The organism is Pseudomonas sp. MMS21 TM103 (assembly GCF_022132145.1).
In the GTDB taxonomy this organism is placed as follows: domain Bacteria; phylum Pseudomonadota; class Gammaproteobacteria; order Pseudomonadales; family Pseudomonadaceae; genus Aquipseudomonas.
Genome location: NZ_JAJISP010000002.1, coordinates 641,909 through 658,691, shown reverse-complemented (window position 1 = coordinate 658,691; position 16,783 = coordinate 641,909). Strand labels below are relative to the sequence as shown.

The 16,783-nt window shown below is 60.9% G+C and carries 12 protein-coding genes; 6 read left to right on the top strand and 6 right to left on the bottom strand.

The features are described 5' to 3' along the window. Positions 1-22: 22 nt before the first annotated feature. Entirely contained in the window at positions 23-1,783 is a 1,761-nt protein-coding gene (locus LJY18_RS10035) for a bifunctional diguanylate cyclase/phosphodiesterase (protein WP_238041658.1), read from the bottom strand. A 106-nt stretch (positions 1,784-1,889) separates the two neighbouring features. After that, positions 1,890-3,971, bottom strand: coding sequence for a carboxy terminal-processing peptidase (locus LJY18_RS10030; RefSeq protein ID WP_238041657.1), 2,082 nt, complete (start codon positions 3,969-3,971; stop codon positions 1,890-1,892). Between the two features lie 128 nt (positions 3,972-4,099). On the opposite strand from LJY18_RS10030, the gene LJY18_RS10025 reads away from it, so the two are divergent. From LJY18_RS10025 to ahpF, 3 genes are all read left to right on the top strand, one after another. Next, positions 4,100-5,065, top strand: a complete 966-nt coding sequence (locus tag LJY18_RS10025) for an NAD(P)H-quinone oxidoreductase (protein WP_238041656.1) — start codon at positions 4,100-4,102, stop codon at positions 5,063-5,065. A gap of 117 nt (positions 5,066-5,182) precedes the next feature. Then, positions 5,183-5,746 (top strand): alkyl hydroperoxide reductase subunit C, encoded by a 564-nt coding sequence (gene ahpC, locus LJY18_RS10020; protein WP_238041655.1) that lies wholly within the window; start codon positions 5,183-5,185, stop codon positions 5,744-5,746. 244 nt (positions 5,747-5,990) lie between these two features. Continuing rightward, a complete protein-coding gene (ahpF, locus tag LJY18_RS10015; protein ID WP_238041654.1) occupies positions 5,991-7,547 on the top strand; it encodes an alkyl hydroperoxide reductase subunit F in 1,557 nt (518 codons plus the stop codon). Between the two features lie 188 nt (positions 7,548-7,735). Here the strand turns inward: ahpF and LJY18_RS10010 are convergent, their stop codons facing one another. Then, positions 7,736-8,659 carry a DUF6685 family protein gene (locus tag LJY18_RS10010; protein ID WP_238041653.1) on the bottom strand — a complete coding sequence of 308 codons (924 nt, stop codon included), beginning with the start codon at positions 8,657-8,659 and terminating at the stop codon, positions 7,736-7,738. A 150-nt stretch (positions 8,660-8,809) separates the two neighbouring features. On the opposite strand from LJY18_RS10010, the gene LJY18_RS10005 reads away from it, so the two are divergent. Continuing rightward, positions 8,810-9,031 carry a DUF2835 family protein gene (locus tag LJY18_RS10005; RefSeq protein ID WP_238041652.1) on the top strand — a complete coding sequence of 74 codons (222 nt, stop codon included), beginning with the start codon at positions 8,810-8,812 and terminating at the stop codon, positions 9,029-9,031. 206 nt (positions 9,032-9,237) lie between these two features. Then, the gene (locus LJY18_RS10000; protein WP_238041651.1) at positions 9,238-10,266 is read left to right on the top strand and encodes a quinone-dependent dihydroorotate dehydrogenase; all 1,029 of its coding nucleotides are present in this window, start codon (positions 9,238-9,240) and stop codon (positions 10,264-10,266) included. A 151-nt stretch (positions 10,267-10,417) separates the two neighbouring features. Here the strand turns inward: LJY18_RS10000 and rmf are convergent, their stop codons facing one another. Further along, positions 10,418-10,633: a ribosome modulation factor gene (gene rmf, locus LJY18_RS09995; RefSeq protein WP_079201465.1), complete on the bottom strand. Its 216-nt coding sequence runs from the start codon at positions 10,631-10,633 to the stop codon at positions 10,418-10,420. A 442-nt stretch (positions 10,634-11,075) separates the two neighbouring features. On the opposite strand from rmf, the gene rlmKL reads away from it, so the two are divergent. After that, positions 11,076-13,343 (top strand): bifunctional 23S rRNA (guanine(2069)-N(7))-methyltransferase RlmK/23S rRNA (guanine(2445)-N(2))-methyltransferase RlmL, encoded by a 2,268-nt coding sequence (gene rlmKL, locus LJY18_RS09990; protein WP_238041650.1) that lies wholly within the window; start codon positions 11,076-11,078, stop codon positions 13,341-13,343. A 163-nt stretch (positions 13,344-13,506) separates the two neighbouring features. Here the strand turns inward: rlmKL and LJY18_RS09985 are convergent, their stop codons facing one another. Both LJY18_RS09985 and LJY18_RS09980 read right to left on the bottom strand, forming a co-directional pair. Next, positions 13,507-13,746, bottom strand: coding sequence for a YheU family protein (locus LJY18_RS09985; protein ID WP_238041649.1), 240 nt, complete (start codon positions 13,744-13,746; stop codon positions 13,507-13,509). A 224-nt stretch (positions 13,747-13,970) separates the two neighbouring features. Continuing rightward, positions 13,971-16,724, bottom strand: coding sequence for a hybrid sensor histidine kinase/response regulator (locus LJY18_RS09980; RefSeq protein WP_238041648.1), 2,754 nt, complete (start codon positions 16,722-16,724; stop codon positions 13,971-13,973). Positions 16,725-16,783 lie beyond the last annotated feature (59 nt).

Here is a 16,783-nt window from a genome sequence, read left to right as displayed (position 1 = left end):
TTAAACCCTGAGGCTGATTAGCTTACGCCGACAGCTTGTGCGTATCGATGATATGCAGGCTGTAGCCGGGCACCGCCTTGGCGTGGCGCTTGGCTTCCGAGGCCAGGCCGGCGAGCTGGCTGGCGTCCAGTTGTGCGCATTGTTCCGGGCGCAGATGCACCACGCCCAATGACAGGGAGAGCAACGCAAATTCCTGGCGCTGGCCCTGCCGGGTGTGGGCGATCAGGCAACCAGCTTGCAGGTGCTCGTCGCTGTAGAAGCGTCGGCATTGACTCTGAAAGTCTTCCAGCAGGCGATTCAGGCGGGCTCGCCAATCGTGCGAACCGAGTACCAGCAGGAAGTCGTCACCGCCAATATGGCCGACAAAATCGCGGGCAGGGTCCACCCGCTCGCTCAAGCATTGCGCCAGGCTTAGCAATACTTCATCGCCTTTGGCGTAGCCGTAAAGGTCGTTGAACGGCTTGAAGTTGTCGATATCCACATAACAGATCACCGTTTCTCGGGCTTGTTGCAGCAAGCGGGTCAGGCATTGCTGGATCGGTACATTGCCCGGCAGCAAGGTCAGCGGGTTGGCGTATCGTGCCTGCTGGATTTTCAGCTCGGTGATCAACTTGAGCACATCGATTACCCGCCCCAGCCCTCGGTAACTGCCGTCCTGGGTGATGATGAAGTCTTCCTCGATGCGCTGGCGGGCACGGCTGGTAAGCAGGCGGCTGACTTTCTGCAGTGATTGCTTCAGTTCGACGACAAGGAAATCATTGCTCATCAGGCGGCTGATCGGTTTGCGGGCGAACAGGTCGGCGGCGAAGGGCCTGAGCAGTGCTTCGGAAAGCGCATGGCGGTTGACGATGCCGACCGGTTGTCCATGCTCATCGACAACGGCCAGGGAGTTGAGGTTGGCCTGGGCGCGAAAGGCTTCCAGCACCTCGGCAATCGGTGTGTGCTGAGCCACTGCCGGCTGTGCGTTGAGCAGGGCGCTGAGGTTGCTGCCTTCCTCGCTCAAGACAAGGGCATTGCCGTTGTACTTCGGTAAGAGCGTGTGTGCGTCACGTGGCGGTTGTTCTTGAGGGCGACAGAGCAAATAGCCTTGCAGCAGGTCGATGCCCATCTCGGCCAGCACCACGAGTTCTTCTTCCAACTCGATCCCTTCGGCAATCACCTGGGCGCGTGACGCCTTGGCCATCTTCAGGATCGAACCGACGAACTCGCGTTTGACCGCATCCTGATGAATGCCATCGATGAAGTGGCGGTCTATTTTCACGTATTCAGGGCGCAGTTCTGACCACAGGCGCAGGCTCGAGTAGCCAGTACCAAGGTCGTCCAGGGCAATCGAAAAGCCCATGGCGCGGTAATGGTGCAGGGCGGTATCGAGTAGGGTGAAGTCATCGGTGGGAGACTGCTCGGTCAGCTCAATTACCACTTGGCTGGGGGGGATGCCATAGGCCTGCAGCAGTTGCAGGGTGCGGCCGGGTTGATGGCCGGGCTCCAACAGCGAATCCGGTGATACGTTGAGAAACAGCTTGCCCGGCAGTTGCAGTTCGCTGAAGCGCCGGCAGGCATTTTTGCGACAGGCCACCTCCAGTTCGCCCAGTCGCCCGGCATTGCGTGCCACGGCGAACAGATTGATCGGCGAATGCAAAGGGCTGTTGGACGGGCCGCGAGTCAGGGCTTCGTAACCGAGGATGCGGCGTTCGGAAAGGCTGACGATCGGCTGGAACAAGCTATGCAGGTCGCCGTGAGCGAGAATATGGTCCAGCGCGCTCAGTTGCTCGGTGGCGGTCATGGCGGGTCTCGATATGCAGAAAAGCGAAGGGGCTGATATCGCTATCAGCCCCTGCATTTCACGACAGATTGATGACCCTTTGATGACAACCGTAAGCGGCTAGCGCTTACTGTTTGGCCAGGCTCGAACTCAACCCCAGGTAGTCGAGCAAGATATGCCCGCTTTCGGCAAGGAAGGCATCATCTTCCGGTTTGGTTTTTTCAGGCTCGACCGGCGTAGCGTCTTCGTCTTCTGTCTTCAACTCGCTGAGCAGGGTTTCACCCTTGGCTTTGCGGCGGTTGTTTTCGATTGCCAGCTGCTGCGCTTCTATATCAGTCTGTTGCGCGCGGCGTTTGCTTTCGTTGAGGCTCACGCTGGTTTCATCCATGAGCTTCTGCGCCAGAGCAAGGCGTTCGCGGGTGAAGGTGAAGTCGGGGTTCTTTGCCGTGCGGCTATCGTAGCGAGTCTGCAGTTCCTTCAGGAAGGGCATGATCGGGTCCGATTTTGGGGTCATTGCTGCCTTGATGCTGTCCCACGGCAATGCCTCGGGCAGGGCACTTTCACCAATTTCCTTGGTGTTCATTACGTCGGGGTACTGGATGTCCGGGATCACCCCCTGATGCTGGGTGCTTTGCCCGGAAACGCGGTAAAACTTGGCTAGGGTCAGCTTGAGCTCGCCATGGTTGAGCGGCTGAATGGTCTGTACTGTGCCTTTACCGAAGGTCTGGCCGCCGAGGATCAGGGCGCGGTGATAGTCCTGCATGGCGCCGGCGAAAATCTCCGACGCCGAGGCGGACAGGCGATTGACCAGTACGGCCAGGGGGCCTTTGTAGAAGATACCGGTATCTTCATCGGCCAGCACATCGACCCGGCCGTCGCTGTTGCGCACCAGTACGGTTGGACCCTGGTCGATAAACAGCCCGGTCAGTTCGGTTGCTTCTTGCAGCGAGCCGCCGCCGTTGTTGCGCAAGTCGATGACCACGCCGTCGACCTTTTCCTGCTCCAGTTCGGTGATCAGGCGTTTGACGTCACGGGTAGTGCTCGTGTAGTTCGGATCACCGGCACGGAAGGCCTTGAAGTCCAGATAGAACGCGGGAACATCAATGATGCCCAGCTTGTAATCGCGTCCATTGTGATTGAGCTGCAGCACGGATTTCTTCGCGGCTTGCTCTTCCAGCTTGACTGCTTCGCGGGTGATGTTGACGACCTTGCTGGTTTCGTCATTCGGTGCGTTGCTCGCCGGAATCACTTCCAGGCGCACCAGCGAGCCTTTCGGTCCGCGGATCAGCTTGACCACTTCGTCCAGGCGCCAGCCGATCACGTCGACCATCTCGTCGTTGCCCTGGGCCACGCCGATGATCTTGTCTGCCGGTGCAATCTGCTTGCTCTTGTCGGCCGGGCCTGCGGGCACCAGGCGAACGATTTTGACATGCTCGTTGTCGCTTTGCAGTACCGCGCCAATGCCTTCCAGCGACAGGCTCATGTTGATGTCGAAGTTCTCCGCACTCTCGGGGGAGAGATAGGAGGTATGCGGGTCGTAGGACATGGCAAATGCATTGACGTAGGCCTGGAAGATATCCTCGCCGCGAGTCTGGCGCAGGCGCGCCTGCTGACTCTTGTAGCGCTTGATCAGCAGTTTCTGAATCGCCTTGGGTTCCTTGCCGGCGATTTTCAGGCGCAGCACTTCGTCTTTGACGCGTTTGCGCCATAGCTCGTCCAGCTCGCCTATATTCTTGGCCCAAGGGGCTTTTTCGCGGTCGATCAGCAGGCTTTCATCGCTGCTGAAGTCAATCTTGTCGACACCTTGTTCGAGTATGTTCAGGGCAAACTGCAAGCGGCTTTGCATACGCTCCAGTTGGCGCTTGTAGATGTGAAATCCCGGCTCCAGATTTCCGCTTTTCAGCAGGTCGTCGAACTGGTTGCGCCACTGGTCGAACTCGGCGATATCACCCGCAGTGAAGTAACTGCGCGAGGGGTCGAGCATCTTCAGGTAAGACTCGTAGATTTTCACCGAGCGCTCATCGTTGAGCGGTGGCTTGTTGTAGTGGTGCCGGTTGAGCAGTTCTACAACATTGAGGCTGGCGATGACCTGCTCGCGGTTTGGCTGCAAGTATTCCCACGGATCGGCACTGGTGGTTTTCGCAGACAACGGCAAAGCACTTAAGCCAAGGCTAAGGGCAAGGAGGGTGCTAAGCAGTGGTCGCTTCATGCTTACTCGACGTAGGGACAATTGATAACGCATATTAGGCCATCATTCAGGGCGCCAAGTTCCATCGGCGCAAAGCAATAGACCGACGTTAAACGTCGGGCTCGGTTCAAATGCACTATGGAGGCAGCGTGAAGGCATTGCAAGGCGTTGACGGGCGCGTGGAATGGGCGAAGCAGCCCACCCCGGCCTGTGATGTAGGGCAGATTCGTATTCGAGTGGCGGCAGCCGGACTGAACAGGGCCGACCTGCTGCAATGTGCCGGTCTGTATCCACCGCCGCCGGGTGCCAGCGATATATTGGGTCTGGAATGCGCCGGTGTAGTGAGCGAGGTTGGGGCCGGCAGTGACTGGAAGGTTGGTGATCGGGTGTGCGCGTTGCTCAGCGGCGGCGGCATGGCTGAGGACGTGGTGATCGATGCACGGCATGCCTTGCCAGTGCCTGAGGGTGTCTCGCTGCAAGAGGCGGCTGCCTTGCCCGAGGTGTATGCCACGGCCTGGCTCAACCTGTTCCAGTTGGCTGGCTTGAAACCTGGCGAAAAGGTCCTGTTGCATGCGGGGGCCAGCGGTGTGGGGTCGGCGGCGATCCAGTTGTGCAAGGCGTTTGGCAGTCCGTGTTGGGTCAGCGTCGGTTCTGCCGAGCGCCTGGCCTATTGCGAAGCCTTGGGTGCCCAGGCGGGTGTGTTGCGTGGCGATGACAGCCTGCAGGCCATACGCGATTTCGCCCCCTTCGATGTGATCCTCGATCCTGTTGGCGGCAACTACGCCGCGCTCAACCTGGAGTTGCTGGCGCTCGATGGTCGCTGGGTGAATATAGGTCTGATGGGCGGGCGCAAGGCCGAACTGGATATGGGGTTACTGCTGGGTAAGCGCATTCATCTCATCGGTTCGACCCTGCGCAGTCGCGATGATCAGTTCAAGGCCGATCTTCTGCACGATCTGCAGCATCAGGTGTGGCCGCTGTTTGCCGAAGGCCGGCTCAAGCCGCAGCTGGAGCGCAGTTTCCCGATCGAGGACGCGCAAACGGCCTTTGCCGAACTGGCGAGCAACCGGGTCAACGGCAAACTGGTGCTGGTGATAGACCCGACCCTGGCGTGAAGCCGGGTATCGATTGGCTTAATCAATCGAAACCATGGCGGCAATCAATAAGCTTTCTGCACTGAAGTGGCTAACATGCCCCCCCAGTAGATTTTCAACCCTCACAAGGAATGACAGATGTCCCTCATTAACACCCAGGTTCAACCTTTCAAGGCCAACGCTTTCCACAACGGCAAGTTCATCGAAGTCACCGAGCAGTCGCTGCAGGGTCAGTGGTCTGTGCTGATCTTCATGCCGGCAGCCTTTACCTTCAACTGCCCGACTGAGATCGAAGACGCTGCCAATAACTACGCCGCGTTCCGTGATGCCGGTACCGAAATCTATATCGTCACCACCGACACCCACTTCTCGCACAAAGTCTGGCACGAGACTTCCCCTGCTGTGGGCAAGGCTCAGTTCCCGCTGATCGGCGACCCGACCCACGCCCTGACCAACGCTTTCGGTGTACACATCGCCGAAGAAGGCCTGGCGCTGCGCGGCACCTTCCTGATCAACCCGCAAGGCATGATCAAGACCGTGGAAATCCACTCCAACGAAATCGCCCGCGACGTATCCGAAACCCTGCGCAAGCTGAAAGCTGCTCAGTACACTGCCGCTCACCCGGGCGAAGTCTGCCCGGCCAAGTGGAAGGAAGGTGAGGCCACTCTGGCTCCTTCGCTTGATCTGGTTGGCAAGATCTAAAAATGGCTGTAGAGCTGCTGCGCTAGGCATTGCTGCGTTGAAGTCAGGCTCGGACTTGTCATGTGCTTAAGTACACTCCGCGTCCTCGCCTGACTTCGCCTTGCACTGCCGTCGCTCGCGACACTCTCCATTCCATTTTATTCACGCCTCATGAAGCCCACCGGTTTCTAAAGGCGCCCGATGCCTGGGCGCGATCCGCCCGGGCATTTTATTGCCCGAATTTCGTCATTGAGGACATTTCGCCATGTTGGACGCCAATCTGAAAGCCCAGTTGAAGACCTACCTCGAGAAGGTCACCCAGCCGTTGGAGATCGTCGCGTCCCTCGATGACAGTGACAAATCCCGCGAATTGCTCGGCCTGCTGCAAGACATCGTCAGCCTGACCGACAAGATTACCCTCAAGACCGATGGCCGCGACAGTCGCACGCCGTCGTTCTCGCTTAATCGCCCAGCGGCGGACATCGGCCTGCGCTTTGCCGGTATTCCCATGGGTCACGAATTCACCTCGCTGGTGCTGGCGTTGCTGCAGGTCGGTGGCCATCCATCCAAGATCGCAGCCGATGTGATCGAGCAGATCAAGGGCATCGACGGCGAATTCAATTTCGAAACCTACTATTCGCTGTCCTGCCAGAACTGCCCGGACGTGGTCCAGGCGCTGAACCTGATGGCCGTGCTCAACCCCAATATCCGCCACGTCGCCATCGACGGCGCGCTATTCCAGGCAGAGGTCGAGGCGCGGCAGGTCATGTCGGTACCGAGCCTCTACCTCAACGGCGAGCTGTTCGGCCAGGGCCGCATGGGGGTGGAAGAAATCATCGCCAAGATCGACACCAATGCCGGTGCCCGTGATGCCGACAAGCTCAATGCCAAGGCGGCCTTCGACGTGCTGGTGGTCGGTGGTGGACCGGCTGGCGCTGCTGCGGCTATCTATGCCGCGCGCAAAGGCATCCGTACCGGCGTGGCGGCCGAACGTTTCGGCGGCCAGGTGCTGGATACCATGGCCATCGAGAACTTCATCTCGGTACAGGAAACCGATGGGCCGAAGCTGGCCCGCGCTCTGGAAGAGCACGTCAAGCAGTACGAAGTCGATATCATGAATCTGCAGCGTGCCAGTGCCATCATTCCGGCAGGGCAGGCCGGCGGCCTGCATGAAGTCAGGTTCGACAGCGGAGCGTCACTGAAAGCCAAGACCCTGATTTTGGCCACTGGCGCGCGCTGGAGGGAGATGAACGTGCCCGGCGAGCAGGCCTACCGTGGCAAGGGCGTGGCCTACTGCCCGCATTGCGATGGTCCTTTGTTCAAGGGCAAGCGGGTGGCGGTGATCGGGGGTGGCAACTCCGGTGTGGAAGCCGCCATCGACCTGGCTGGCATCGTCGCCCACGTCACCCTGATCGAGTTCGACAGCCAGTTGCGTGCCGATGCGGTACTGCAGAACAAGCTCAACAGTCTGGCGAACGTGACCATCATCAAGAGCGCGCTGACCAGCGAAGTGCTGGGCGATGGGCAGAAGGTCAATGCATTGGTTTACAAGGATCGCCACACTGACGAACTGCACCGTGTCGAGCTGGAGGGCATCTTCGTGCAGATCGGTCTGCTGCCCAATAGCGACTGGCTCAAAGGCGTGATCGAGTTGTCGCCGCGCGGTGAGATCATCGTCGATGCCAGGGGTGGCACCAACGTACCCGGTATCTTCGCCGCCGGCGACGTGACCACTGTGCCGTACAAGCAGATCGTCATCGCCGTGGGCGAGGGCGCCAAGGCATCGCTCAGCGCCTTCGATCACCTGATCCGATCGGTCTGAGGCTGCTGGCTGAGTGCCATTGCCGTTCTGGGAATGCCAAAGACCAGGTAGCCCTCAGTCGTTGAGGGCAAAGCCTGGGCTGCAGCCCACCAAGGCTGCTTATTTGGCGGCGGTGGGCTAGAGCGCAAGACCGTACGGCCCATCCGAAAAACGCGAGATGCCACCGTTAATGGGTGAGCAGCCTTGTCTTAAGGCAACAATGCTGCGCCTTGGGCCGGCGCTGTCTCGGTTTTGGCCGCTGCAAGCCCTTGCAGGTAGTGCACCACATCGGGTGCACCGGCCAGGCGCAGACCTTCGCCCAGGGCGGTGGCCTCCGTGGAGTGCTTGGGCAGCAGGAGAAACTCCGGTGCGCCCGGGCTGCGCAGCAGTGACAGGCGGGCATAGGGCAGGCCGGTATCCAGCAGCAGGCTCATGAACGCCGGGTCGCTCCAGGCTGCGCCAGGCATGGCCAGGACGTGATAGCGCTGTTGCAGTTCGGTCAGGCCGCTACTGCTCAAGCGGTAGCTGGACAGTTCGGCAGGTAGGAGTATTTCCAGTTGGCGGCGGCGCGCATAGGCGACGGCGCAGGCCAAGGCTTCACTATGTTGCTCGCCGCCCCAGAATATCCGCTCGCCGTGCCAGCTGGCCTGGCGCAGGCTGATGCATTCGCCAGCGAGGAAGCGGGGCAAGGCCTGGCTGATGGTCTTGACGAAGTCTTTGTAGCTGATGATGCGCACCTGGCGGCAGGCTTCGCTGGCAGCGTATTCCTCGAAGCTGGTGACGTGGACCTGTTCGGGGTCGCAGCTGCTCAGCCCGTCGATCAGGCGCAGGTCGAACGATGCCAGTTGCTGCTGTTGCACCTCGACGACCTGAACAAGTACCGCATGGGCTTGGGCTTTGTCTTCCTGCACCGGGCCAGACAGGGCGTCGCGCGGCAGTTCGACCAGGCGTTGCAGTGGCGGGCCTTCGAGCCAGCAGATGCTGTCGCGGGTCGAGGGCATGGCTTTGAAGGGCAGATCCAGACGGCTGGCGCGTTCCAGGATCAAGCGCGGCGCACGGCCGCTCCAGCCCAGGCGCTGGATCAGGGCGGCAAGGCGTGAGCTGAGGGAGGAGGGGTGATCGAACAGGCTCATGACCGGGTGCGAACTCCAAGGACACCGGCGCAAGTGTGGCAGAGCCACACGGCAGTTGCACAGGCTTTGCTGCTCAAAATGGCGGGTTCTGGACGGAGATTGGTGGTTGCTTGTGGCAAGATGAGCGCATTCATTTTCCAAGGTGTCTGCATGGCCAGTCTGCTGCTGGATCTCGCGTTATCTGCCGAGCGCATGCGTGCGGTCTATCAGGGGCGGGCGAACCGCATCCTGGTGCAGAGTCGTGATGGCAGGCGGGTCAGTGTGCCGGCCCATCATTTTCGACCGTTTTTGACTCACGAAGGCGTCTACGGATGCTTCGAGCTGGAGTTTAACTCGACCGGCCAGTTACTCGGCTTGCGCCGCCTGGGCTGAGCGTGTGAAAAAAACCCGCCTAGTGCGAGCGCCCCTTGCCGCGAGTACCTAGAGACGTTCTCGAGCTGGCGCTCTGATACCACTCGCAGTTTCTGCTGGCGTTGTGCCCGGTCCGGGGGCTTGCTCGACCTTCGCTCGCTAGCTGTTCCCCCGGCCTGTATAATCGCCGCCTTTCCGACTTCGTCATTATCGAGCTAAGCCTGCCCATGTATACCCTGGCCCGCCAGCTACTGTTCAAACTCTCCCCGGAAACCTCCCACGAGCTGACCATCGATCTGGTCGGTGCTGGTGGACGTTTGGGGCTCAATGGCCTGCTGTGCAAGGCACCGGCGAGTTTGCCAGTCAAGGTGATGGGACTGGAATTCGCCAATCCGGTCGGCTTGGCGGCCGGTCTGGACAAGAATGGCGATGCTATCGACGGTTTTGCCCAGCTCGGTTTTGGCTTCGTCGAGATTGGCACCGTGACACCGCGTCCGCAGCCGGGTAACCCCAAGCCGCGGTTGTTCCGGCTGCCGGAAGCCGAGGCCATCATCAATCGCATGGGCTTCAATAACCTCGGTGTCGACCATCTGCTGAGCAGGGTGCAGGCGGCCAAGTACAAGGGCGTGCTGGGCATCAATATCGGCAAGAACTTCGATACCCCGGTCGAGCGAGCGGTGGACGATTACTTGCTCTGCCTGGACAAGGTCTATGCCCACGCCAGTTACGTGACGGTCAACGTCAGCTCGCCGAATACCCCGGGCTTGCGCAGCCTGCAGTTCGGCGACTCGCTCAAGCAGCTGCTCGAAGCCTTGCGCCTTCGTCAGGAAGACTTGACCCGGCAGCATGGCAAGCGCGTGCCGCTGGCCATCAAGATCGCTCCGGACATGAGCGACGAAGAGACCGTCGAGGTGGCCAAGGCGCTGGTCGAGGCCGGCATGGATGCGGTGATTGCCACCAATACCACCCTGGGCCGGGAAGGCGTCCAGGGCCTGGAGTTCGGCGACGAGGCCGGCGGGTTGTCCGGCGCGCCTGTACGCGACAAGAGCACCCATATCGTCAAGGTTCTGGCTGCCGAACTGGCGGGGCGTTTGCCGATCATTGCCGTAGGCGGCATCACCGAAGGCAAGCACGCCGGCGAGAAGATCGCCGCCGGGGCGAGCCTGGTGCAGATTTATTCCGGGTTCATTTACAAGGGGCCGGCACTGATCCGCGAGGCGGTGGATGCGATCGCTGGCTTGCCACGCAAGGTTTGAGCGGCCTTGGTGATGGTCGGGAATGGTTAGCGGGCGCGGTAGCGCAGGCAATAAAAAGGGGCTCCCTGAAGGAGCCCCTGGGCTCTCGCCCGCCGCCCGGATGGGGCGTGCATGTGAAGTCGGTAGTTTCCTAGGGTTAGTTAGTAGCCTGTTAGCCGACAGCGTGGAGTTCGTTGAGTCGATGGATGCCAGCGGTGCCGGTCAGTCCGTCCCAGTTGTCACCGCGACCTTCGCGCCAGCCGTTTAACCAGGCTTGACGAACCGAAGGAAGAGTAAAAGGACACATTTCGCGGGATTTGCCATGGATGCCGTATTGGTAGCCGCGCAAAAAAGCTTTTTCTAACGGATCACGCTTAAGTCTTCTCATAGGGTGCTGCCCTCAATGTTGACTGTTATGTCCCTTAGACCTCGTCGACCTCGTCGTCGCGAGGTCAGGCAGAAAAATCTGCCAGAGGAGAAATCCGCTGCCGGCGTGGCGGTTCTGCCTCGCGCCCTCATCGTTGCAACGAAGGCCTGGGTAGATTTCTAACGAATGCTTAGGTGCCTGGGAATGATCGTTTTGTCATAAGGAAGTAACACTTTTGCCGTTCAAGCCATAAGGCGACACGCAAAAGATTCTGTTTCTTGGGGCGGCCACCGATGGTACGGGCGTTTGCAGCCTGCGTACTGGTGTTTTGCCACCGCGAATAACTCGCGGTTGCACGCTCTGTTTATTCCGATGAAGGGTCGCCTTGCGACGTTTTGTCACTTATTTTGGCCGTGTTGACTCGCTCACCTGCCGTTTACTGCCTTAGGCACTGGATATTCCCATGTCGGATCGTTACGAACTCTTTCTCACCTGCCCCAAGGGCCTGGAGGGCTTGCTGCTTGAAGAAGCCGGCAACCTGGGGCTGGAGGAGGCGCGCGAGCATACATCCGCCATTCGGGGAGTTGCCGAGCTGGAGACGGCGTATCGCCTGTGTTTGTGGTCGCGCCTGGCCAACCGGGTATTGCTGGTGCTCAAGCGCTTCCCGATCCAGGACGCCGAAAGCCTGTACGAGGGCGTGCTGGAGGTCGACTGGTTCGAGCACTTGGAACCCAACGGCAGCCTGGCCGTGGAGTTCAGCGGCAATGGCTCAGGGATCGACAACACCCACTTCGGGGCGTTGAAGGTCAAGGATGCCATCGTCGACAAGTTGCGGCAGAAAGACGGCACGCGGCCGTCGATCGACAAGCTCAATCCCGACATGCGCGTGCACCTTCGCCTGGATCGCGGCGAAGCGATTCTTTCGCTCGACCTGTCTGGGCATAGCCTGCACCAGCGCGGCTATCGCCTGCAGCAGGGCGCTGCGCCGCTGAAGGAAAACCTCGCGGCTGCGGTGCTGATGCGTGCAGGCTGGCCGCGTATTGCCGCCGAGGGCGGCGCTCTGGCCGATCCCATGTGCGGTGTCGGCACCTTCCTGGTGGAGGCGGCCATGATCGCCGCCGACATCGCGCCGAACCTCAAGCGTGAGCTGTGGGGCTTCAGCCACTGGCAGGGTCATGTCCCGGCCCTGTGGAAGAAGCTGCACGCTGAAGCCGAGCAGCGTGCGACCGAAGGGCTGGCCAAGCCGCCGTTGTGGATTCGTGGTTACGAGGCCGATCCGCGTCTGATTCAGCCGGCGCGCAACAATATCGAGCGGGCCGGACTGAGCCACTGGATCAAGGTCTACCAGGGCGAGTTGGCGACCTTCGAGCCGCGCCCCGACCAGAATCAGAAAGGCCTGGTGATCTGCAATCCCCCCTATGGCGAGCGCCTGGGTGATGAGGCCAGCCTGCTGTATCTGTACCAGAACCTCGGCGAACGTCTGCGCCAGGCCTGCATGGGCTGGGAGGCGGCGGTGTTCACCGGCGCGCCGGATCTGGGCAAGCGGATGGGCATTCGCAGCCACAAGCAATATGCCTTCTGGAACGGCGCCTTGCCGTGCAAGTTGCTGCTGATCAAGGTGCAGCCGGAGCAGTTCGTCACCGGCGAGCGACGTACGCCCGAGCAGCGCGAACGCGAGCGTGAACAGGCTGAAGCCGACAAGGCACCGCTGGAGCCGCTGGAGCGTCAGTACAATAAGAACGGCAATCCGGTCAAACCGCTGCCGGCCCCTGTCGTCGAGCAGGCGCGCCTCAGCGAGGGTGGGCAGATGTTCGCCAATCGTCTGCAAAAGAACCTCAAGCAGCTGGGCAAATGGGCGCGCAAGGCAGGCGTCGAATGCTACCGGCTGTACGACGCCGATATGCCGGAGTACGCCCTGGCCATCGACCTGTATGAAGACTGGGTGCATGTGCAGGAATATGCCGCGCCCAAATCCATCGACCCGGAAAAAGCCCAGGCGCGCCTGTTCGATGCCCTGGCGGCGATTCCCCAGGCGCTGAACATCGACAAGAACAAGGTGGTGATCAAGCGTCGCGAGCGCCAGAGCGGCACCAAGCAGTACCAGCGACAGAGCGCGCAGGGCCAGTTCTTGGAGGTTGGCGAGGGCGGGGTCAAGCTGCTGGTCAACCTTACCGATTACCTCGACACCGGGCTGTTTCTCGATCACCGGCCCTTGCGCCTGCGGATCCAGCGTGAGGCGGCCGGCAAGCGTTTCCTCAACCTGTATTGCTACACCGCCACGGCGACCGTGCATGCGGCCAAGGGTGGCGCGCGCAGCACCACCAGCGTCGATTTGTCGAAGACTTACCTGGACTGGGCGCGGCGCAACCTGTCGCTCAATGGCTTCTCGGACAAGAACCGGCTGGAACAAGCCGATGTGATGAGCTGGCTGGAGGAGGATCGCGGTGAATACGACCTGATCTTCATCGACCCGCCGACCTTCTCCAATTCCAAGCGCATGGAAGGCGTGTTCGACATCCAGCGCGACCACGTGCAGTTGATCGACCTGGCCATGGCGCGCCTGGCGCCGGGCGGCGTGTTGTATTTCTCCAATAACTTCCGCAAGTTCCAGCTCGATGAGGGGCTCGCGGCGCGTTATGGCTTGGAGGAAATCAGCGCCGCGACCCTGGATCCGGATTTTGCCCGTAATCCTAAGATCCACCGCGCCTGGCGTTTGACCGCGCACGGTTGATCACCAGCGACTGTCCGTCGTCTATGACAACGGGCAGTCGCGCGCAAAGCCAGCTGGCTGGTTTGCAGGTCGAAACCCAGGTGGGGCTTCAGCGGCGATTTACGCGCCGCCCGAGCGCATCATTCAGCGCACGATGGGTGCCTGAGCAGGCTGATGCCGCCTGTCACTCGCCGGGCGCTTGCAGCCACTCCTTGGGCACGTCGCGTTTCAAGGCCAGCTGGCATTGCTGGCTTTCCGGATCGAAGACGATGACCGCTTCGCCCTTGTCGAGGGCGCGGCGTACACGTTGCACGCGAGTTTGTAGGGGCGTTTCGTCGCCGTTGTCGGTGCCCTCGCGGGTGACGAAGTCCTCGATCAGGCGAGTGAGTGTGTCGGTTTCGAGCAGGGATGCGGGGATCAGCACGGTTTGTATCTCCAGAACGCAGCGACGATGCTAACGCGCCGTGGGCCTGCTGGCCATGCCCGCAGTTGATCCGCCTGCTTGAGTGCCATTGCGCGCTCAAGCAGGCCTCCGGGCGGCGTTCTGTTCGGCGTGTAAGACAGCCCGCCAGATTGCGGCGCCCAGCGCTTGCGACCTACTGCCGCGCGAGTACGCCCTACGGGTTATCTGGCCTTTGCGATTTCGGCTTATGTGTCTTGCATGGTTTGCTCGAGCAGATAACGCTCCAGGGTGCCGTAGAGCTGAGCGCTGTCCAGTGGTTTGCCGAGAAAATCGTCCATGCCGACGTCGAAGCCATGTTGGCGGTGTTCGTCGAGGGTGTGCGCGGTCAGGGCGACGATGGGTACCGCCGCCAGGTGTTGTTGGCGCTCCAGTTGGCGAATTTTTTCGGTCGCTTCGAAACCATTCATCACCGGCATTTCACAGTCCATCAGGATCAGTTGTATTGCCGCCGGGTCGCGTTGGTATTCGTTGAGTGCCGCCAGCCCATTGCTGACCAGGCGCACGCTATAGCCGCGTTTCTTCAGGAAGCCTTGCACCACCATCTGGTTCACCGGGTTGTCTTCGGCGACCAGGATGCACGGGGTTACATCCTGGTCGAGGCGTGCTACGCGGGGCGGGCTGAGTACTTCGACGCGGTGTTCTGCATAGAGCTCGACCAGCGTGGCGCGCAGGGCGCTGACCGTTAGCGGTTGTGCCAGGCTGAGCAGGCGCAGTCCGGTGCTGGGTGGCAACTGCTGGCCTTGCTGGGGTGGACAGAGCAGCATGATGCGCTGGCCGGGTTGCAGGTGCGGGCGCAGTGAGTCCAGCCAGTGGCTGGCACTGCCGGGCCAGGGTGACATCAGTACCAGTAGCGGTGCGACTGCGAAGTCGTCCAGGTAGTTGTGCAGGTTGTCCGGGTTTTGGCAGTGCTCGGTGCACATCCCCCAGCGTCCGAGCAGGCGGCTCAAGGCGTCCAGGCCGAGGCCGTCGAGCGAGCAGAGCAGGGCGGTGCGGCCCTTGAGCAGCAGACTCAGGGCATCGACTTCGTCTGTTTCGCCATCGAGGGGGATGTCAAAGGCGAAGCGTGTGCCTTGGCCTGGGCTGCTCTGTACTTCGATGCGTCCGTGCATCATTTCCACCAGCTCCTTGCTGATTGCCAGGCCGAGACCGCTGCCGCCATAGCGCCGGGTGGTGCTGGAGTCACCCTGGGAGAAGGACTCGAAGAGCCGGGCCTGATTCTCCTGGTTGATGCCGACGCCGCTGTCGCTGACCGAGAACACCAGGTGCGCGGTGCCGAGGGAGTCGTTGCGCCGGAAGACATTGACTGCGACATGCCCTGCGTCGGTGAATTTCAGGGCATTGCTCAGCAGGTTCATCAATATCTGCTTGACCCGGGTCGGGTCGCCGCGGATGCAGCGCGGCACGTCCGCATCGAAGCTGATGTAAAGGCGCAGGTGCTTGTCCACGGCTTGCCCGGCGAACAGGCCGAGGGTGTCGGAGGTCAGTTGTTCGAGATCGAAGTCGATATGTTCCAGGCTCAGCTTGCCGGATTCGATCCGTGCGTAGTCGAGGATGTCGTTGATCACCGCCATCAAGGAGCTGCCGGAGCTGGAGATGGTGTCGACATAGAGGCGCTGGCTGCGATCCAACGGTGTTTCCCGCAGCAGTTGCAGCATGCCCAGTACGCCATTGAGCGGGGTGCGGATCTCGTGGCTCATCATGGCCAGGAAGCGGCTCTTGGCCTGGTTTTCGATTTCCGCCTGTTCGGCGGCGCGGCGCGACTGGAAGCCTTCTTCCTTGAGGATGTTGATGCGATCGGCCAGGCCGATGGACAAGGCGATCAGCTCAATGGTCACGCCGACTTTGACCACCGCGGCGCCGTACAGGCCGAACAGTTCGAGCCCCAGCGAACCCGAGGTGGCAATGATGAACGAGGCCAGCAGGATGCCCCAGGCGAGGATGTAATAGGAACCGTAGCGCAAGCCTCGGCGCCAGACATAGGCGCCGCTGAGCAATAGCAGTAGGGAGACCGCCAGTACGGTCAGGCTGGCCAGGATATTCCAGGCTTGCAGGCCGATCAGCGGCAGCGACAGCAGGCAGCCGAGCGTGGCCAGCATGAACAGGCGCAGGCCCAGGTCGAGGCGGGGGAAATGCTGCTGGGTATGCAGGAAGTGACGGCTGAACTGGCTGGCGCTCAGGCAGTGGAGGAACATGAGGATGTAGATGCTGGTCGACTGGAGGTCGATGTGCTGCGGCAGCAATTTGAACAGCGTGCCGTCGAAGCTGGCACTGAACAGGCCGATGTTCAGGCTGTAGACCAGGTACCAGAAGTAGGCCGCTTCGCGCAGTGAGATGAACAGGAACAGGTTGTAGCAGAACATCGCGAACAGTACGCCGTAGAAGGCGCCATTGAGGCCCATGAGGCTTTCCTGGGCGGCCGCGCTGGCATCATGGGTACTGAAAAACAGCGGTACGAAGACCGTGCTGCTGGTGTCCACGCGCACCAGCAAGGTGTGCTCGCCCGCGGGCAGGGTGACTGGAAACCAGAAGTTGCGCACCTGCACCGGGCGCTGGGTGAATGCGTAGCGGTCGCCACTTTCCTGCATGAGCCAGTTACCGTCGCTGCCGCTCAGGTAGATCTGGATATCATCGAGCAGCGGGTAATTGACTTCCAGATAGCCCGCCAGATCCTGCGCCAGGCTGTTGTGCAGGCGCACCTTGAACCACCAGACCGAACTGTTTTTGCCAAGGTTGGCGTGGTCGCCCTGGACCCGTTCGAAACGCTCGTCGGCCAGGGTGCTGACCTGTTCGAGGGTCAGGCTGCCGTCCGGGTCTTGCAGATAACCCATGGCGGAGCCGAGCGACAGGCGCAGTTCTGGTTTATCCAGCTCGACAGGTAATAACGCCCACGCCGGGCCACAAAGCCAGAGCAATAGCACCGCCAGACAGATACGCGGCATCCGCGCCCCCCCATTATCGTTAGCGGGGGCGCGTGAAACGCGCCACGCCGGACATTACA